Origin of the sequence: Pseudomonas sp. efr-133-TYG-23, assembly GCF_030209215.1 — a bacterium.
Taxonomy (GTDB): domain Bacteria; phylum Pseudomonadota; class Gammaproteobacteria; order Pseudomonadales; family Pseudomonadaceae; genus Aquipseudomonas; species Aquipseudomonas rhodesiae.
Genome location: NZ_JARVSL010000013.1, coordinates 125,338 through 144,386, shown reverse-complemented (window position 1 = coordinate 144,386; position 19,049 = coordinate 125,338). Strand labels below are relative to the sequence as shown.

18 protein-coding genes are annotated in these 19,049 nt (G+C 59.9%); 11 read left to right on the top strand and 7 right to left on the bottom strand.

The window, feature by feature from the left end; all coding sequences use genetic code 11:
* Positions 1-23: 23 nt before the first annotated feature.
* Complete coding sequence (locus tag QRN41_RS08435) at positions 24-338, bottom strand: MGMT family protein (RefSeq protein ID WP_285421470.1); 315 nt, start codon at positions 336-338, stop codon at positions 24-26.
* A 202-nt stretch (positions 339-540) separates the two neighbouring features.
* Here QRN41_RS08435 and QRN41_RS08430 point away from each other — a divergent pair, with 202 nt between their 5' ends.
* From QRN41_RS08430 to groL, 5 genes are all read left to right on the top strand, one after another.
* Positions 541-1,548, top strand: coding sequence for a DUF481 domain-containing protein (locus QRN41_RS08430; RefSeq protein WP_034115006.1), 1,008 nt, complete (start codon positions 541-543; stop codon positions 1,546-1,548).
* Between the two features lie 94 nt (positions 1,549-1,642).
* Positions 1,643-2,374, top strand: coding sequence for a HugZ family pyridoxamine 5'-phosphate oxidase (locus QRN41_RS08425; protein WP_034139175.1), 732 nt, complete (start codon positions 1,643-1,645; stop codon positions 2,372-2,374).
* A gap of 66 nt (positions 2,375-2,440) precedes the next feature.
* The gene (locus QRN41_RS08420; protein WP_034139174.1) at positions 2,441-2,917 is read left to right on the top strand and encodes an FxsA family protein; all 477 of its coding nucleotides are present in this window, start codon (positions 2,441-2,443) and stop codon (positions 2,915-2,917) included.
* Between the two features lie 247 nt (positions 2,918-3,164).
* Positions 3,165-3,461, top strand: coding sequence for a co-chaperone GroES (locus tag QRN41_RS08415; RefSeq protein ID WP_017846112.1), 297 nt, complete (start codon positions 3,165-3,167; stop codon positions 3,459-3,461).
* 49 nt (positions 3,462-3,510) lie between these two features.
* A complete protein-coding gene (gene groL / locus QRN41_RS08410) occupies positions 3,511-5,157 on the top strand; it encodes a chaperonin GroEL (RefSeq protein ID WP_167416649.1) in 1,647 nt (548 codons plus the stop codon).
* A gap of 83 nt (positions 5,158-5,240) precedes the next feature.
* On the opposite strand, the gene QRN41_RS08405 is transcribed toward groL, so the two are convergent.
* Positions 5,241-7,190 (bottom strand): LTA synthase family protein, encoded by a 1,950-nt coding sequence (locus QRN41_RS08405; protein ID WP_285421441.1) that lies wholly within the window; start codon positions 7,188-7,190, stop codon positions 5,241-5,243.
* A gap of 201 nt (positions 7,191-7,391) precedes the next feature.
* Here QRN41_RS08405 and colR point away from each other — a divergent pair, with 201 nt between their 5' ends.
* The 5 genes from colR to QRN41_RS08380 all read left to right on the top strand — a co-directional run bounded on the left by colR (position 7,392) and on the right by QRN41_RS08380 (position 11,161).
* Positions 7,392-8,075: a two-component system response regulator ColR gene (gene colR / locus QRN41_RS08400; RefSeq protein ID WP_034139171.1), complete on the top strand. Its 684-nt coding sequence runs from the start codon at positions 7,392-7,394 to the stop codon at positions 8,073-8,075.
* Positions 8,065-9,345, top strand: coding sequence for a sensor histidine kinase (locus QRN41_RS08395; RefSeq protein ID WP_167416651.1), 1,281 nt, complete (start codon positions 8,065-8,067; stop codon positions 9,343-9,345). The genes colR and QRN41_RS08395 overlap by 11 nt, the downstream gene beginning before the upstream one ends.
* Positions 9,346-9,532: 187 nt before the next feature.
* Entirely contained in the window at positions 9,533-10,213 is a 681-nt protein-coding gene (locus tag QRN41_RS08390; RefSeq protein WP_285421440.1) for a class I SAM-dependent methyltransferase, read from the top strand.
* Positions 10,214-10,217: 4 nt separating this feature from the next.
* Positions 10,218-10,937 carry a lipopolysaccharide kinase InaA family protein gene (locus tag QRN41_RS08385; RefSeq protein ID WP_094065467.1) on the top strand — a complete coding sequence of 240 codons (720 nt, stop codon included), beginning with the start codon at positions 10,218-10,220 and terminating at the stop codon, positions 10,935-10,937.
* Positions 10,934-11,161: a hypothetical protein gene (locus tag QRN41_RS08380; protein WP_034100283.1), complete on the top strand. Its 228-nt coding sequence runs from the start codon at positions 10,934-10,936 to the stop codon at positions 11,159-11,161. The genes QRN41_RS08385 and QRN41_RS08380 overlap by 4 nt, the downstream gene beginning before the upstream one ends.
* Before the next feature lie 66 nt (positions 11,162-11,227).
* On the opposite strand, the gene QRN41_RS08375 is transcribed toward QRN41_RS08380, so the two are convergent.
* From QRN41_RS08375 to QRN41_RS08360, 4 genes are all read right to left on the bottom strand, one after another.
* Entirely contained in the window at positions 11,228-12,328 is a 1,101-nt protein-coding gene (locus QRN41_RS08375; protein ID WP_285421439.1) for a hypothetical protein, read from the bottom strand.
* 90 nt (positions 12,329-12,418) lie between these two features.
* Positions 12,419-13,516 carry a DUF1513 domain-containing protein gene (locus QRN41_RS08370; protein WP_167416710.1) on the bottom strand — a complete coding sequence of 366 codons (1,098 nt, stop codon included), beginning with the start codon at positions 13,514-13,516 and terminating at the stop codon, positions 12,419-12,421.
* Positions 13,517-13,518: 2 nt separating this feature from the next.
* Positions 13,519-14,583, bottom strand: coding sequence for an imelysin family protein (locus QRN41_RS08365; protein WP_094065464.1), 1,065 nt, complete (start codon positions 14,581-14,583; stop codon positions 13,519-13,521).
* A 31-nt stretch (positions 14,584-14,614) separates the two neighbouring features.
* Positions 14,615-16,042: a di-heme oxidoreductase family protein gene (locus QRN41_RS08360; RefSeq protein WP_167416653.1), complete on the bottom strand. Its 1,428-nt coding sequence runs from the start codon at positions 16,040-16,042 to the stop codon at positions 14,615-14,617.
* A 140-nt stretch (positions 16,043-16,182) separates the two neighbouring features.
* Between QRN41_RS08360 and QRN41_RS08355 the strand changes: the two genes are divergently transcribed.
* Positions 16,183-16,746 (top strand): nitroreductase family protein, encoded by a 564-nt coding sequence (locus tag QRN41_RS08355; RefSeq protein WP_034115003.1) that lies wholly within the window; start codon positions 16,183-16,185, stop codon positions 16,744-16,746.
* 110 nt (positions 16,747-16,856) lie between these two features.
* Here the strand turns inward: QRN41_RS08355 and QRN41_RS08350 are convergent, their stop codons facing one another.
* Complete coding sequence (locus tag QRN41_RS08350; protein WP_167416654.1) at positions 16,857-18,995, bottom strand: methyl-accepting chemotaxis protein; 2,139 nt, start codon at positions 18,993-18,995, stop codon at positions 16,857-16,859.
* Positions 18,996-19,049: the final 54 nt, after the last annotated feature.

Below are 19,049 nucleotides of genomic sequence, written 5' to 3'. Positions count from 1 at the left end.
TTCACGGAAACAAAGCGCGCACTCTAACCGCTGTGCTCTACCGGGCGCCAGCCATGGCGCTGAATATCAACGCGATTGTTCAGGATACTGACACCTTCGCTGCGCAAACGCGCACGTTGTTCGTCACCCGATGCGCTGCCCGCCGGCAGACTTATCCGACCGCCGGCACCCAGCACGCGATGCCAGGGCAACCGCGTGTCCTTTGGGAGCTGGCTCAAGGTCCGCCCCACCCAGCGCGCCGCCCGCCCGAGACCGGCCAAGTGCGCCAGCTCGCCGTAGCTCACCACGCAGCCCTCGGGCACTTGCGCCAAGGTCAGGTACAGCGCGGTGCGGCGCATATCGGCAGCGGTTTGTGGTGTATCGACAGGCAATTTCACTGTGGGACTATCCGTTGAATATGTCGGCGTTTTTGTAAGAAACGGCTGTAAACATGGCGGTGAGAATTGAACTCATCTGCGATCCCTGAGTCAGTCCTTGCTAAGACGTTATCTAACACGATAATGCCCTCTTTTTCGCCAAGCCCGAGCCTCGAATCCGCTTATGTTGTCCAGAACCTTGCTGTGCCTTGCTGTTTTAAGCGCTTCCACACCCTTGCTTGCGGACACCGTCTGGTTGAAGAACGGTGACCGCCTGACCGGCAAAATCAAGGTCTTCGACGGCGGCAAATTGCTGATCCAGACCGCGTATGCCGGTGCAATTCCAGTGGACTGGAAGCAAGTCAAAACCCTGGAAAGCGACCAGGAGCTGCTGGTCAAGCAGGATGCCTACAGCGGCGAGAAAGCCAAGTCCCTCCATGCGGCAGAAGACGGCAAGGTGGTGCTGGCCAATGGCGAGGCGCCCAAGACCGTTGAACTGGCGAGCATCCAACAGATCATCAAGCCTAAACCGGTGATCGAGGACCTGGTGTGGAAGGGCAATGTCGATCTGGCGCTGGACTACAAGCGCGCCGAAAAAGACACCAACGACTACGACGTCGACTTCAAGACCACCGCCCGCCATGGCCAATGGCGCCATACCGGGCAGGGCGAGTACAACCGCGAATTCCAGGACGACGTGACCACCACCGACAACTGGGCCCTGGAGTACGACCTGGACCGCTTTATCACCGAGCACTGGTTCTGGCAGGGGCGCCTGACCTACAAGCGCGACAAAGTCGAAGACCTGGCGCGTCAGCGCACCGTGGGTACTGGCCCTGGCTACCAGTTCTGGGATGACGAGCTGGGCGCTTTCTCCCTCGGCTCGCTGGTCAACCGCACCGACTATGAATATGCCGATGGCGGCAAGGACAACTTCTATTCCCTGGCCATGAAGTGGAACTACAACCGCTACCTGGTGGGCAAGACCGTTGAGTTCTTCACCAATGGCGAACTGGGCAAGCCTATCGATGCGCCGGCCGAGTACTCCCTGGATGCGGAAATGGGCCTGCGCTACAAAGTCACCGAGTGGGCATCGCTCAACCTCAAGGCCGAGCGTGACGTGATCAGCGGCGACTCGGAGAGCAGTCTGAGCAAGACCCGTTATACCGCCGGTTTCGGGGTAGCCTGGTAGTCGCGTCCCTGGCAACCGCTGCTTATATTGATTACCTTGTGTTGAGATCCATTCCCATACGTTATGGGCGGCTGAATACCCGAGGAGTCATACGTTGAGCGCACAGGTTGCCAAGAACGCCCGAGAGCTGTTGCTCAAGGAATACCGTGGGGCTCTCTCCACATTGTCCAAAGCCATGCCTGGCTTTCCATTTGGATCGGTGGTGCCGTACTGCCTGGACGAGCAGGGCCGCCCGCTGATCCTGATTAGCCGCATCGCCCAGCACACCCATAACCTGCAAAAAGAGCCCAAATGCTCGCTGCTGGTCGGTGAGCGTGGGGCGGACGATGTGCAGGCGGTAGGGCGTCTCACCTACCTGGCCGAAGCCGAGCAATTGCATGACGATGCCGCCATCGAGGCCGCAGCCGAGCGCTATTACCGCTACTTCCCCGAATCGGCCAATTACCACAAGGCCCACGATTTCGATTTCTGGGTGCTCAAGCCGGTTCGCCACCGCTACATAGGCGGATTCGGCGCGATCCACTGGCTCGATCAACTGACCCTGGCCAACCCCTTCGCCGGCGCGGCAGAGCGCAGCATGGTCGAACACATGAACAGCGACCATGCCAAGGCGATTGCCCATTACGTCGACCTGGCCGGTTTACCCGTCAGCGAGCCTGCGCAATTGGCCGGCATCGACAGTGAAGGCATGCACCTGCGGATTGGCCAATCGCTACATTGGTTGCCATTTGCCGCGCCTTGCAACACGCCGACACAAGTGCGCGAAGCCTTGGTTTCACTGGCTCACGCCGCAGCCTGGCCGAAAAAAGCGGCGGCTGATGCTTGAATTCACGAAACGGCGACGTCATCTAAGGTGGACTGGCAAGGCATTCTTGCGTTGAGGAAACATTTGATGCGCCCTTTTTTATTGCTCTTTCTGCTGTTCCCGGTGTTGGAGCTGTTCGTCTTCGTTCAAGTCAGCGGTGCGATCGGGTTCTTCCCAGCATTGCTGTTGATTATTCTGGGCTCGATGCTCGGCGTTCTGGTGCTGCGCGTCGCCGGCCTGGCCACGGCGCTGCGTGCCCGTGAAAGCCTGAATCGCGGCGAATTGCCCGCTCAGACCATGCTCGAAGGTCTGATGATGGCCCTGGCCGGTGGCCTGTTGATCCTGCCGGGTTTCATCAGCGACGTGGTGGGCCTGGTGATGCTGCTGCCGGTTACCCGCAGGCTACTAGCCGGCAAGATGCGCCAGCGTGCCGAGGAGGCAGCTATTCGTCAGCGCGCGTTTGCCGACGACCTGCAACCCCGTGGCGGCCCGGCTCCGCGCCAGCCCCTGGGACGTGAAGGCGATGTGATCGAAGGCGAGTTCGAGCACCGCGACAGCAAATAACCGCTTCATTGGCACGGCACCTTCGGGTGCCGTGCTGCATTTACCCGCTCCCGGACATAAAAAATTTCATTTGCCGCCCCTTGTAATAGGCCCAGGCGCCCTTATGTAACGGTCACCGCAAGGTTTCTGGTGGTGACACTAGACAGACTTCCGCGTTTCGCTCAGCGAACCGCGACCGGCACCGCCGGAATTTAACCCGCCGGAATTGATACCGGCCGATGAAAAACACAATTAGGAGAGATCGACAATGAGCAAGCTTCGTCCTCTGCACGACCGCGTCGTCATCCGTCGCAGCGAAGAAGAAAAGAAAACCGCCGGCGGCATCGTCCTGCCAGGTTCGGCTGCTGAAAAAGCCAACCACGGTGTGATCGTCGCTGCTGGCCCAGGCAAAACCCTGGAGAACGGTGAAGTACGCGCGCTGGCCGTGAAAGTGGGTGACAAGGTTGTTTTCGGCCCTTACTCCGGTAGCAACACTGTGAAAGTCGACGGCGAAGACCTGCTGGTAATGGCTGAGAACGAAATTCTCGCTGTACTGGAAGGCTGATTTCCCGCTCATTTTCCCGTTACTTCAAAGTATTTAAGGAATATCGATCATGGCTGCTAAAGAAGTTAAATTCGGCGACTCCGCCCGTAAGAAAATGCTCACAGGTGTCAACATCCTGGCTGACGCAGTAAAAGCGACCCTGGGCCCGAAAGGCCGTAACGTGATCATCGAGAAGAGCTTCGGCGCTCCGACCATCACCAAGGACGGCGTTTCCGTAGCCAAAGAAATCGAACTGGAAGACCGTTTCGAAAACATGGGCGCGCAGCTGGTCAAAGACGTTGCCTCCCGTGCCAACGATGACGCAGGCGACGGCACCACCACCGCCACCGTTCTGGCTCAGTCGATCGTCAACGAAGGCCTCAAGGCCGTCGCTGCCGGCATGAACCCGATGGACCTCAAGCGCGGTATCGACAAGGCGACCATCGCCATCGTTAAAGAGCTGAAGAACCTGTCCAAGCCATGTGCCGACACCAAGGCCATCGCTCAGGTGGGTACCATTTCGGCCAACTCCGACAACTCCATCGGCGACATCATTGCCGAAGCCATGGAAAAAGTCGGTAAAGAAGGCGTGATCACCGTTGAAGAAGGCTCGGGCCTGGAAAACGAACTGTCGGTTGTTGAAGGCATGCAGTTTGACCGCGGCTACCTGTCCCCGTACTTCGTCAACAAGCCAGACACCATGGTTGCCGAGCTGGACAGCCCGCTGATCCTGCTGGTCGACAAGAAAATCTCCAACATCCGCGAAATGCTGCCGGTGCTGGAAGCGGTTGCCAAAGCCGGTCGCCCACTGCTGATCGTGGCCGAAGACGTCGAAGGCGAAGCCCTGGCGACTCTGGTTGTGAACAACATGCGTGGCATCGTCAAAGTCGCTGCCGTCAAGGCGCCAGGCTTTGGTGACCGTCGCAAGGCCATGCTGCAGGACATCGCCGTTCTGACTGGCGGTACCGTTATCTCCGAAGAGATCGGTCTGAGCCTGGAAAGCGCCACTCTGGAAAACCTGGGTAGCGCCAAGCGCGTGACCCTGTCCAAGGAAAACACCATCATCGTTGACGGTGCTGGCGTTGAAGGTGACATCGAGTCGCGCATCGCTCAGATCCGCGCCCAGGTTGCCGAGACTTCCTCGGACTACGACCGTGAAAAACTGCAAGAGCGTCTGGCCAAGCTGTCCGGCGGCGTTGCAGTGATCAAGGTTGGCGCCGGTTCCGAAGTTGAAATGAAAGAGAAGAAAGCCCGCGTTGAAGACGCCCTGCACGCAACCCGTGCAGCCGTTGAGGAAGGCGTGGTTCCTGGCGGTGGCGTTGCGCTGATCCGTGCTCTGGAAGCCCTGACTGGCCTGACTGGCGACAACGCCGACCAGAACGTCGGTATTGCTGTACTGCGTCGCGCTGTAGAAGCACCACTGCGCCAGATCGCTGCCAACTCCGGCGACGAGCCAAGCGTTGTGGTCAACGAAGTCAAGAGCGGCAAAGGTAACTACGGTTACAACGCCGCCACTGGCGTCTACGGCGACATGATCGAAATGGGCATCCTGGATCCAACCAAGGTTACCCGTTCCGCTCTGCAAGCAGCATCCTCCATCGGCGGTCTGATCCTGACCACTGAAGCGGCCATTGCTGACAAGCCGAAGGCTGAAGGCGCGGCTGGCGGCGGTATGCCAGACATGGGCGGCATGGGTGGCATGGGCGGCATGATGTAAGCCAGCCTTACCCCCGTACTGAAAAGCCCCGCCTGCAGTGATGCAGGCGGGGCTTTTTATTGCGCGTTCGGTAAAGAACGTACCTAGCGCTCGGTCAACCGTGGGCTCGCCTCCTTGGGCGCTTTCCAACTCAGCAACTGCTGCTTGAACCCGTAGCTGGCGGCCTGGTAGTAGGTGATCGCCCGCTGAATCAACGGATCATCGCTGCCCACTCGCGATTCCTGACTCTCCGCCAACGCCTGATCGTGGCGACGCAAGCCCAGGCGCGGACTGAGAATGGCCAAGTCCTTGCCGTCGAACAGCCCCAGGTGCTGGTAGTTGCCGACTACCACGCGCGGCGGTAGCGGGTTGTCCTGAAGCAGGTCGCGGCCGAAGAACGTCGACTCGTAGCTCAGGTTGATCAGGCCCAGCAGGGTCGGCGCCAGGTCGATCTGACTCGCCAGTTGCGCGGATTCCCGAGGGTCGATCAGTTTGGGGGCATAAATGAACAATGGAATCTGGTAGTTGGTGATGGGCAGGTCCTCTTTGCCCGCGCTGCCGGCCGTGTGGTCGGCGACGAACACAAAGATCGTGTTATCGAACCAAGGCTTCTGGCGTGCCGCATCGAGGAATTCGCCGATGGCATGGTCGGTGTATTTCACCGCGCCGTCGCGGCCATTGCCGGATTTGATATCGATACGCCCATCCGGGTAGGTGTAAGGGCGATGGTTGGAGGTGGTCATCAGTTGTAGCAGGAATGGCTGCTGCTTTGCGTAATCGGCATCGGCCAGCTTCAGGGTTTGTTTGTACAGATCCTCGTCGGCCATGCCCCAGGCGTTCTTAAACGAGATTTCGGTCTCGGGTACGCTGCTCTGATCGACCACGCGATAACCGTTGCCGCTGAAAAACGCGTTCATGTTATCGAAGTAACCGCGCCCACCGTACACGAACACGCTGTCATAACCGACCGCGGAAAGCTGTTGCCCGAGGCTGGCAAAACCGCTTTCACGACCGATGCGTTTGACGATTGAGCGCCCGGGTGTAGGGGGAATCGCCAGGGTGATCGCTTCCAGGCCGCGGTCGGTTCGGGTACCGGTGGCGTAAAAGTTATTGAAGTACAGGCTTTGTTGGCGCAGCGCGTCCAGATTGGGTGTGAGGTTACGCCCGTCGCCGTTGCTGCCCATGTATTTGGCGCTGAAGCTTTCGATGGTCACCAGCACGATATTGGGCGTGCGCAGCGGGCCCGGGTGGCTGATGGCGCGGCGGATATCCAGCGGGTCCTGGCCGATGAAGCGCGCGTTGGGCTCGCTGAGTTCGGCGCGCAGTTGCTTGGCGACAACTTCGGTCGGCAGGCTTTTATAGAATTGTGCGTAATCCAACTCGTTGTTACGGAAGGCTGCGAAAAACTGATAAGGGCCGTTGCTGGCCAGTTCGTTTTTGTAGGCGTTACCGCCCTGGGTGCGGGGGCTGTCCTGACTAATCAACTGCAGGCTGAGGCCTACGGCCAGCACCAGCACCAGTGCATTGAGCAAACGGCCACGCAACGGCGGCAGCGGGGCGTCCATGGCGGCGTTGAACGGTTTGCGCAACACCAGGCTCAACACGACGGCCAGCATCGCCAGCAAACTGAGCAGTTTGCCGATCGGGTAAGACTCCAGCAGGTTGTTCAACACTTCATCGGAGTACACCAGATAGTCGACGGCGATAAAGTTGAAGCGCACACCGAACTCGTCCCAGAACAGCCATTCGGCCACCGAGGTAAACAGCATCCCGAAGATGCTGACGGTGAGTACCGCCTGCAAAAACCAGCGATGGCCGCGACGCCGCCACAGGCCGGGCGGGCAGAGCAGCACATACAGGCCCAGCGGCAAGGCTGCATAGGCCAGGAAACCCAGGTCGTAAACCAGGCCCACCCCGAACACCGGTAGCAGGTTGCCGCCGACTTCGTCCAGGTGGGTGAGCAGCAGCACGGCGCGCGTCAGCAGGAATATCAATAACCAGGCACCGGTTATCAACAGCAGATAGCGCATTGGCGCTGTTTTGACGAAACCCATGTCTATGTTCCTTATATAAATGGGGGGCGATATTCGTCCTGACACTGTAGTCAGTTTGTGAAGCTATAGTGAAAAACTCGTTGCCCTGGCTATTTGATTGAAAACCCTGATCCACGGGCCTTTCAGGTCTATCCCTGAGCCCCACTTGGCCTTAAGCTGCGCGAGCCAACACGGCCGTTACCGCGTACGGAGACACTGCCCATGCGAATTCTATTGGTTGAAGACAACCGCGATATTCTGGCCAACCTGGCCGATTACCTGGGGCTGAAGGGCTACACCGTCGACTGTGCGCAAGACGGTCTGTCGGGCCTGCATCTGGCCGCCACCGAACATTACGATCTGATCGTGCTCGACATCATGCTGCCTGGCATCGATGGCTACACCTTGTGCAAGCGCCTGCGCGAAGATGCGCGGCGCGATACGCCGGTGATCATGCTCACCGCGCGCGACCAATTGGACGATCGGCTACAAGGCTTCAAGTCCGGCGCCGATGATTACCTGCTCAAACCCTTTGCCCTGTCGGAACTCGCCGCGCGCATCGAAGCGGTGCTTCGCCGTGCCCAGGGCGGCGGCCGCCGGGAGTTGCAAGTGGGTGACCTGAGCTACGACCTCGACACCTTGGAAGTGACCCGTGAAGGGCGCCTGCTCAAACTCAACCCGGTCGGCCTGAAGCTGCTGGCGGTGCTGATGCAAAAAAGCCCCCATGTGCTGCGGCGGGAAATTCTCGAAGAGGCGTTGTGGGGCGATGACTGCCCGGACAGCGACAGCCTGCGCAGCCATGTCCACCAGTTGCGCCAAGTGATCGACAAACCTTTTGCCAAACCGCTGCTGCACACGGTGCACGGTGTGGGGTATCGCCTGGCCGAGGGCCGAGATGGAATTTAAGCAGAGCCTTGCCCAGCGGATCATCATTGCCTTTGCCTTGATGAGCGCGCTGGTGGCGGGGGCTTTCGCCATGGGCATTGTGGCAACGGTGCACCTGGTGGAGGAAAAGCTGATTTCGGCGGGCCTCGGTGGCGATTTGCAACGCTTGCTGCTGATGGACAGCGTCGAAGACTGGAGCCATCGACCCGAGCCGGATCAACTGTTCTATTTCAGCGGCGGCCGTGGCGATTTCGAATTACCCAAGGATCTGCGTCACCTGGAGCCTGGCTTTCACGAGGTATTCCGTGAGTCGCTGTCATACCACGCCATGGTCGAGGTCATAGACGGGCGGCGCTACGTGCTGCTGCAGGATCAGAGTGACTTCGAAGAGCGTGAGCGCGTGCTGTTCGCCGTGGTGCTGGTGGGCTTCGTGCTCAGCCTTGCCCTGGCTGTGTTCCTCGGTTGGGTGCTGGCGCGCAAAGTGATGGCCCCGGTGGTGCGTCTGGCCCGCCAGGTGCGCCATCGTGACCAGTTGCTGGGCCTGGCGCCGCCTTTGGCGCCGGACTACGCGGCCGATGAAGTGGGCGAATTGGCGGTGGCATTCGACGCCACATTGGGCCGTCTGCGCCAGGCATTGTCCCGCGAGCAATTGTTTACCAGCGATGTGAGTCACGAATTGCGCACGCCGTTGATGGTGCTGGCCAGTTCTTGCGAACTGCTGCTGGAAAACCCGGCCATCGACCAGCGCGGGCGTAACCAGGTGCTACGCATTGCCAGGGCTTGCGAAGAAATGCGCGAGCTGGTGCAAACCTTCCTGATGCTGGCGCGGGCCCAGCACAACGATGCGGTGATGTCGCCTCAGGTCAGCCTCACTCAAGTGGCGGAGGACCTGTTGGGAATCTGGCGTGAGCCTATCGAGCAGAAGGGCCTGCAACTGATCTATCAACCGGGCAACCCTCTGGACGCGCGCTATAACACCACCTTCCTGCACGCGGTAATGGGCAACCTGCTGCGCAATGCGTTGCACTACACCGAGCAGGGCTTTATCCGCCTGACGCTGGAACCGACCGGTTTTGTCGTGGAAGACAGCGGCGTCGGCATTCCCGAAGAAAAACGCGAAGCCATGTTCGAGCCGTTCGTACGCGGTAGTGAGAAACGTGGCGAGGGCCTGGGGCTGGGCCTGTCGCTGGTACAGCGCATCTGCGAGAACCAGGGCTGGAGCGTCAGCCTCAGCACCATGGAGCCCAATGGTTGCCGCTTTCATGTCGAGTTGAGTCAGGTCAAACCCTGACTCCATCCCCTGCCGCTATCCTGCCAATGGTCGCCGTAATTCGGCGAATATGGCCCGTTGATACTATTTGTCTTTGTAAAGTCTTGAAATGTATGAGATTGGACAGGACAAGTTTTTCACAACGAGTTGACCTATTGATCACGCGGCGCTGAATAGTTTGTAGGCATCAGTCATTGGAGACCTGTTGATGCCTACCCCGATCAAGCTCGATTTTTCCGAAAAGTACGACGATCAGCACGCAGAGAAATATTTGCTCAAGCATCAGGACAATCTGGCTCGCCGGTTGTCCCACAAACGCGACGAGCAATTGGCCCGTGGCGCGCTGGCCATGGCCGGTGAGCCTGGGCTGGTGTTGGACCTGCCGTGTGGTGCCGGTCGTTTCTGGCCGCTGCTGGCGGAAAAGCCCAACCGCGTGATTATCGGTGCCGATAATTCCGCGTCGATGCTGAAGGTGGCCACCCAGGCGCAGCCGGCAGAGGTGGTGAAACGGGTACGTCCTTTGCACACCTCTGCCTTTGATATTGATTTGCCAGATAACGCGGTCGACAGCATTTTCTGTATGCGCCTGCTGCACCATATTGGTGATCCGGCCCATCGTTTGGCGATATTGCGCGAGTTTCAGCGAGTTACCCGTGACAGTGTGATTATTTCGCTATGGGTCGACGGCAATTTCAAAGCGTGGAAGCGCAAGCGCAGCGAAGAGCGACGCCGTAGCAAAGGTGGGCAGGACGGTTACCAAAACAGGTTTGTGTTACCGGCTGCTACTGTAGAAGCAGAATTCGAGCAGGCGGGTTTTCGTGTTCAGGACGCTCTGGACTTCATACCGCTCTACGCCATGTGGCGAGTATATGTATTACGCAAGAGGTAACAGGATGGCAGTTGAGTGCGTAGCAGGCAGTCACGTAGCTCCAGAAGAACGATTTGACTATTTCTGGCGTCAGCAGGGCGAATGGGTGGAAGAGCCCAACCGTCGGCGCGGCGGTGAAAGCGGTGTACAGCGGGTTATAAGTGCCAGCGGGCGTTTGCTCTACTGCAAGCGGCAGACCGGGCATATTTACCGCAGTTGGTTGCATCCCTTCGGGCGCCCCACGGTGCTGCGCGAACGTGACGCGCTCAACGGTCTGCGTCTGTTGGACGTGCGAGTCCCGGAAATGGTGTTTTGCGAGGCACGTCGCGATCCCGACCACCAATGGAAAGCCTTGTTGGTGACGGCTTCGCTGGACGGTTTCGACGAGATCGAAAAATGGTATGCCGCCGGTGGCCGTGAGCAGTACGGTGAACAGGTGCATGAGCGTCTGCTCAAGGAAGTGGCGACCACCCTGGCACGTATGCACAAGGGGCGCTGGCAGCACGGCTGTCTGTACATCAAGCATATTTTTGCGCGCGTGACGGGCGAGGGTGACTCGGCCACCGTCGAAGTGGCGTTGCTGGATTTTGAAAAATGTCGCCAGCGCCTTACCGCTTATCGGGCGGCTTCCCACGACATGCTGCAACTGCGGCGCCATTCGTCGTGGAGCAGCGCTGACTGGGAAAAACTCAGCTACTTTTACGAGACGGCGTTTGGCAGCGCTATCAAGGGTTTAACCAGATGAAGCTAGAAATAGCACGAGGTTTTTTTTTGGTGGGAGCGTTAGGCGTAGCAGCCTTGGCGCTGGCCGCCTGGGAGCAGCCTCGCACCCAGGTACTCAGCGCGTCGCAGGGCGGCGCGCAATGCCTGTTGCCGCGTGTCGCCAAGGCGAGCACCGCGGCCAAGCCCGATCATGAACTGTTGCTGTTCATGTTCGGAATGTCTCAAGGGATGAGGCCGCAAAGTTGAAACGATTCAAACCCACCTAAAATGCCTCGCACTGCGAGGCATTTTTTCAATGTGCCGCAATTTTAATCATCCCGCCAAGGCCGTGTAGCCTCTATTGCTGAAGTCGATCAGGGCGCTTGCTTCAGTGCCTGGGTTCGCGCCGTTGCGGGTGAAGCCAGTCAGGTGGCCAGGGCCGATGTTATCAAACGCCTCATCAAGCCGATTGTAGGTGGGGTTTGCGTCAAGATAGTTGGCTACTTTCGCGATGTTGTACGCGGCGTCGGCACGCGAGTCGGCATTCGTATTGTTCTCGCTCCAATCGCCTGTCAGCGCTTTGAGGTTCTCCAACGTTTTAGCGCCACCGGGTTGCTTTGCCAAGGATGATTCCAACCGGGCAACGATCGGATTCGCGCTGAGAATTTGATCCGCCGTGCGTCCATCGCCTTCAGGCCGCCCGGAAGCCGAAGTCGGGATTGTCTCAACGGCTTTTTCATTCTCTGAGGCAAGCGGTGCGCCTTGATTGCCCAAGGCGGCGTAACCCTCTTCGCTGAATTTTTTAACCAGAGCGGCCTCGGAATTTTCTTCGATCGAGACCTCATCGAAGGGCGGCGGGAGCGGGGACCAGTACTCACCCTTGATCTTGCCGTCACCTTGCTTGCTGTCGCCTCGAGCGGATTGCTTCGCTTCGAGCCCATCAATGTAATTGAACAGGCGTGCGGCATTGAAGGCTGCATCTGCTCGTTTCTCTGGATCCGGATTACTGCTGGTCCAGTCACCCAGATGCTTGAACATCGCCTCCTTCGAGACAGACGAGGGCAGGTTATTCAAAATGGGATTTTCGCTGATGATCTGTTCTGCCGTGCGATGGTCGCCTTGCGGCCGTCCCGTAGCAGCGGTGGGGGCAAAGTCAGTATTTTTCTCACTGAGTGAAGCCGTGTTGGCCTTATTTGCCATCGTCCTCTGCGTGTCCGGGTTTTTCAGTGGTGAATGCGGGTCTCTGAGCGCGCGGTGATTGCTTTCGATAACCGCGCTGGTGAATGTACTTGCGAACGCTCTAGCACTAGTGCCTGGGTTTTCCATTCCCCAGGAAGATTGTTTCTCAATAGTGGATCTTGCATCGGTCCGGTTAACCGATGCTGGCGTCAGCATCTGGGAGAAATGGCGGGATAGGGGACTGCTGATCGTCATGGTCACCTCGAGATGTCGTACTGATATGAATCTGCTGAGTGACCATTCGCGCGTTACGGTTCCAAAGGGCGCTTGAATCTGTCGGGATATTCAGACCAGGTGCAGATGGTTATCCCAAAGCCCGGCCGGCAATTCCAACGGTTTAGCGACCAACTGTTTCTGCCGGCAATCGTAGAAGCGGCAACGGCCCTGGCCCGAGGTGACCACAAACCCATCCGCCACCGCTCCCACGCCCGCGCAGTCGGGCAGTGGGCCGTCCAGGCGCAGCTCACCGCTGTCCATGTCCCAGATAAAGAAGCGATTGCCGCGCGGGGCCGTCAAGGCGACCAAGCGCAGTTCGCTGTGCACGGCCACGCTGGCGGTGTAATGCCCCATGGCTTGCAACTGCGCATCGGCCACCGGAAATGCCACGAACGGTTGGCCGGGACGCTTGATGGCCAGCAGTTCGGAGCGCTCCTGGGAAGGGCCCATAAACTGTTGGCCGGTAAGGATCGTGCCATCGCTGGCAATACCCATGTGACGTACGCTGTTCATTTGCTGGCTCAGGGTTTCCTTACTGATCAGCGTGCCGTCGCGACGCATCAGCACCAGGCTCGGCTCCATGGCGTTGAGGTTCATCTCCACGCGGCTTTCCGCTTCGGTGCGGATGCCGCCATTGGCCACCACCAGGGTTTCGCCGTCGGGCATCCACGACACTTGGTGCGGGCCGATGCCATGGGTGGACAGCTCGCCGCTATGCACCAGGCGCTCACCCTCGAACTTGTACACACCGAGCAGGCCGCGGCCGGGGTCGGAGGTATCGTTTTCGGTGGCGTACAGCCACTCGCCACTCTTGTGGATGACCGCGTGGCCATAGAAGTGGCGATTGGCGTTTGAGGCGATGGTTTGCAGCAGCGCGCCATCGCGCAGGTCGATCAGGTAGCTCTCGGTGCCCGGACGACGGGCCACAAACAGCGCAATCGGCAGCGTCGGGTGGTTGATGATGTCGTGGCAGCGCTGGCCGACCTGGGTGGCGAACACCCGCGTGCCGTCCAGTCGATAACCCACGGCGTAGTGCTTGCCGTGCGCATCATCCCGCGCCGACAGCAGCAACGGTCCGTTGTCCTTGTGCTTGAACAGCGTCCAGCCGCCCAGAGTGAGCGCGCTGAGCAGCACGCTGCCAATCGCCAAAGCCTGTCGCCTGAGCATCATCAGTCACCGTCGTTGGCGTTAAAGCCCAGTTGGATCCCCAGCGCCTTGGCCAGCTCACCTTCATGCAGGCGATGCACCACGTTGAGGCTGTCGTAGAGGTCGTTGAGTTGCTGACGCCCGGCGTCGTCGTTCAACAGTTCGTTGAGGCTGCGCTGGTTGCTGGCGAACAGTTTCAGGGACGCGGCATAGGCGGCGTCGATCTTGTCGGCCAAGGCTTTCTGATCCGACGGCAGCAAGCCACGCAAGCCTTTATTGTCGACGCCGACCCACACGGTCTGGGCGGCGGCGAGGCTGGCCTCCAGGCTTTGCAGCGACGACTGGCTACGCCAGGCATCGGCCTGGAACGGTTGCGGGATGCCTTTGGTCTGGCGACCCATGGGCGTGCCGAGTTTTTTCTTCAGGGTGTCCAGCGCGGTCACTTGCACACGCAGCAGATCGGCGATTGCTTCGTGGGAATCGGCATAACGCTGGTTCGGAAATTTGCTCATCTGCGCGAGCATGCCGTCGGTGCTGTTCCAACTGGCCAGGATCTCTTCGGCCAGGGCTTTCTGGCGCTCACCGATGGCCACCAGCAGCGGGCAATAGCGGGCTTTCTGGGCGCTGTCGGCGAGGTCGGTCTTGGCGTCGTAGAGGATGTATTCGTAGGCCGACAGGCCTTGCACAACCACGCTGGCCTTGGCCAGGGCGGCGCCGTCGATCTGCGGCTGGGCTTCCACCAGTTGCTCGACCTGGCGACCCACCAAGTTCTTTTTGTCCGGCCAGAACTGCACTTGCCACGCGCGGTTGCCTTCGGCCAACGGGCCGATCAGCAGCGGTTGCAGCTCGGCCCAGGCCTTTTGTGCGTGCAGGAAATCGGCGCGGGCGGTGTCCAGGCTTTCCTTGCCTTGGCAGTAGGCCAGCGCGCTGACCGCCAATTGGCGGTCGGCGTCGACCCAGCGGCTGTAGGTAGGCAGGATCACTTGCTTGGCGATGGCCGCCGAGGTCACGGCTTGCGGGTCCTGGGGCGAACAGGCGCCAAGGGCGAGGGCGGCCAGGCTGGTGAACAACAACTTGGGACGGAACATGTCGAGCTCCCTTCTGTAATTGGGGCGAAGCTTATAAAGAGTTCAGAAACGCCAGCAACGCAGCGCGCTGCTCGGCATTGAAAGACAGCACATGCTGCTGCGCCGCCTGGGCCTCGCCGCCATGCCAGAGCACGGCTTCGAGCAGGTTGCGGGCGCGGCCGTCATGCAGAAACTGGGTATGACCACTCACGGTTTGTGTCAAACCGATGCCCCACAACGGCGGCGTGCGCCAGTCACGGCCACCGGCCTTGAATTCGCTGCGGTTGTCGGCAAGGCCTTCGCCCATGTCGTGCAACAACAAATCGCTGTATGGACGGATGGCTTGATTGGCCAATTCAGGCTCGGCGGCGTCGGCGGCGGTGGTGAACGTCGGCTTGTGACAACCCTGGCAACCGGCCTGATAGAACAGGTTTTTCCCGGCCAGCACCTGTGGTGAGTCGACATTGCGGCGCACCGGCACGGCCAGGTTGCGAGTGTAGAACAGCACCAGGCGCAGAATGTTATCGCTGACTTCCGGCTCGCCGTCGGGGCCATTCCCGTTGGGCGCCTGTTTGCAGGCGACTTGGGCGTCGGTGCAGTCATCGAAGGGTCTCAGGGTGGTGGTGAGGCCCATATCACCAGAGAACGCGTGAACATTTTGTTGATTGAGCGTGGGTTGCCCGGCTTTCCAGCCAAACCGGCCCAGCACGGTTTTCTGCTGGGCGTCGTCCCAGACCCAATTCGGCCGACCGACAATGGCGTCTTTGTCGGCGGTTTTTGGATCGGTGTTGCGCAGGATATCCGCGTCGCTGATGGCTTCGAGCAGGCCCAGGCCAATCATCGGTGGCGCAATGCGGGCGGAGAAACGCGTGTCGGGGTGCATCGGGCCGTAGCCCAGTTGGGTGATTTGCAGGTTCGGCTTGCGCAGCTCGACCACGGTGCCGTCTTTGAATGTCACGTTGACCGGGGTGTAGTCGACCCGCACCTTGCCTTCCGGCGCCACGCCCGGTACGGCCATGTCCTGCAATTGCCCGCCGTACACCGGCTCCGGCACCACGCCGAGTTGTTCGATCAGCTTGGCGTAGGGCGGTGCATCCGGTATCGACAGGCGCACCAGCATGGACACTGCGTTGGGCGCATCGGCCAGCGGCGGGTGCCCGCGACCGTCCTTGATATGGCAGTTCTGGCAGGCATTGGTGTTGAACAGCGGGCCCAGGCCATCACGGGCGGTGGTGGTGGACGGTGCAATCACCCAGGGGCTGCGGAAAAAACTGTTGCCGACGCTGAAGTCCAGGCGGCGCGTGGGTGACAGGTTGGCCGAGGGCAGGGAAAACGCGTTCTGGTCGCCTTTGTTTACCGTCGTCGCACCGCCGGCGCGCGCTTCACCGGGCTCGGCCTGGGTAAAGCGCGGGGCGTTGTCGCACGCAGTCAGGCCCAGGGCCATACATGCGACAGACAGACGAAAAAGCGAACGGAACATCGAGTTTCCTGAACGAATGCGAAAAAGGTGGGCGCAAAGTCTAACAGGGCGGGGCGGATTGAATAAGAGCAATTATCGTTTGATGGACTCACGGTTCATTCCCGCTAGAATGACCGCACATTTTTTTCTGGAGGTGGCCAATGCAGGCTCTCGACGCTTTGCTCAACCGTGTTTCCGTGCCGCGTTTGCTGGAGCCGGCACCGACCCCGGCGCAGCGCGAGGTGCTCTTCGCCGCCGCCATGCGCGCGCCGGACCACGGTCAACTGCGTCCGTGGCGTTTCCTCACCGTTGAAGGCGCGGCGCGTGAGCAAATGGGCACGCTGCTGGCCGAAGCCGCGCGCCTGCAAGACCCCCAAGCCCCGCAGGCCGCCATCGACAAGGCCCAGAATGGTCCGTTGCGGGCGCCGCTGGTGGTGGTGGTGATCGCGCGTCTGCAGGAGCATTTCAAGGTGCCAAAATCCGAACAACTGCTGGCAGCCGCCTGCGCCGCCCACGGCATTCTGCTGGCGGCTTACGCCCAAGGAATAGGCGCGGTGTGGCGCACTGGCGAATTGTCCTACTCGGCCCACGTCGCCAAGGGCTTGGGGCTGGCGGCGAATGAGGAAGTGATTGGCTTCCTCTATTTGGGCACACCGCAGAACCCGCCGCGTACGGCGCCGAAGGAAGATGTGGCGGCGTTTGTGCAGGCTTGGCCCGGTCTTTGACAAGGTGGGAGGGGGCTTGCCCCCGACAGCGATGTGTCAGCTACAGATGAGTTGACTGACACACTGCAATCGGGGGCTTGCCCCCTTCCACATTGGTCCCGTGGTGTTTGTTAAACCTTGAACTGATCCATGAGCTTCATCTGCTGGCTGGCCAACGCATTGAGCTGGCTGCTGATGGCCGCCGATTCGGTGGCCTGGCCGGTAAGGGTTTCGGTCACGGTGCGGATTGCCGAGACATTGCGGTTGACCTCTTCGGCAACCGCGCTCTGCTGCTCGGCGGCGCTGGCGATTTGCAGGTTCATATCGCTGATCACCGTAACTGCGTCGCTGATCTTGCCCAGGGCCTGCACGGCCTGATGAATCTGTCCGGCATTGCTCTGGGCCTGGCTTTGGCTGGAATGCATGGTCGCCACCACGCCACGGGTGCCGCTCTGGATGCGTTCGATTACCTGGCGGATTTCCTCCACCGAATCCTGGGTGCGCTTGGCCAGGTTGCGCACTTCGTCGGCCACCACCGCGAATCCGCGTCCGCTTTCCCCGGCGCGCGCTGCTTCGATCGCCGCGTTGAGCGCCAGCAGGTTGGTCTGCTCGGCGATGCTGCGGATCACCTCCAGCACTGAGCCGATCTGCTCGCTGTTGACCGCCAGCGCTTCGACTTCACCCACCGCTTTGCTGACTTCGTCGGCCAAGGTGGTGATGTCGCGGGTGCTCTTCTCGATAATCTGCATGCCTTCACGGGCCGACTGGTCGGCGCCGCGCGCCGCATTGGCGGCGTTGGAGGCGCTGTTGGCGACGTCATGGGCCGTGGCACTCATCTCGTTGGAGGCGGTGGCCACCTGGTCGATTTCGCGGAACTGCACTTGCATGCCTTCACTGGTCTGGCGAGCAATGGCCGACGATTGATCCGCCGTGCCCCGGGCTTCGGTGATGCTTTGCTTGATCTGTGCAATGGTGGGCTGCAGCTTGTCGAGGAAGCGGTTGAACCAGTTCACCAACTCGCCTAGTTCGTCCTTTTTGGCGTAGGCCAGACGCTGCGTAAGGTCGCCTTCACCGCTGGCGATGTTCTTGAGCATGGCCGCCACGCTGTTGATCGGACGGGTCACGCCGGTGGCGGTGAGCCAGATCAGCAGCAGGCCCAGCAGGCCGGCAGCAGCCCCTACCAGCAGCGCCTTGATTGTGCCGCTGGCCTGGGCTTCGTCGAGTACCGCTTGGAGCTTGACGTTATCGGCCAGCATCACGCTTTTGGGCAGTTTGATCACCACGCCCCAAGGCTTGGCATCGGCGAGTGGTTTGACCGGGTACACCGCGCGGATGGTGTCGCCCTGTTCGCGGATCATGCGGCTGTCACTTGCCAGCAACTGCACGATCTCCTTGCCTTCTTCACCCAGGGTGTCGATCAAATTCTTGCCGACCCTGGCCGGTTCGCCGCTGTAGGCCGCAATCAGACCGCTGCTGGAGAGAATCTCCAGGTGCGCAGCCCCGTTGAACAGGTCTTTTTGTGCGACGTCGGTGGTTTCCTGCAAGGCGGTCAGCGCAATGTCCACGCCGACGACGCCGATAAGCTTGCCCTCTACAATCAACGGCGATGCGATGGTGGTCATCAGTACCTTTTTGCCACCTACCGTATCTTCATAGGGTTCCAGCAGGCAGGTATTGCGGGTGTCGCGTGGGCACGTGTACCAGATGTTGTAGGGCGTACCGTTGAGGGTCAGAGTGGTCTTGTTCAGGTCCTCTTCAACCATGACGGTGTTCAAGCTTTCGCCGCCGGCACGGCTCCAATAACTGGAGAAGCGCCCTTTCTCATTGGAAGCGCGGGCCTTGTCATCAAGGAATTCGCTGTCCTTGCCGTCCAGAGCGTTGGGTTCGAACGACAGCCAGAAACCCAATACTTTGCTGTTGCGATCGAACGTGGTTTTCATGCTCTGATTGAGGTCTTCGCGCAGCGCACCGGCTTCCAGGCCACGTTTGTTGGCCATGATGCGCAGGTCCTTGATCTGGTCGGCCAGTGCGGTCAGTGCCAGCAGGCTGTCGCCGAATGTTTCCTGCAACTGCACCGCCTGTTCGGCCGCCTTGGCCTGCAGCAACTGTTCCACGCCGTCAGTGAGCATGCGTGAACTTGAGTCACTGACCAGTTGATCATTCTGGTTGGTGTTGTAAATGTTGATGCTGACCACCAGCGCAATCACCCCTAACAGGCAAAGCCCGGACAGCAGCACGATTTTCAAGCGGATAGAGAGGGTGTCGAACATAGGTTCACTCACGAATGGACGTAGTGGTGGGCAAGGCACGGCCAAGTCCATTCA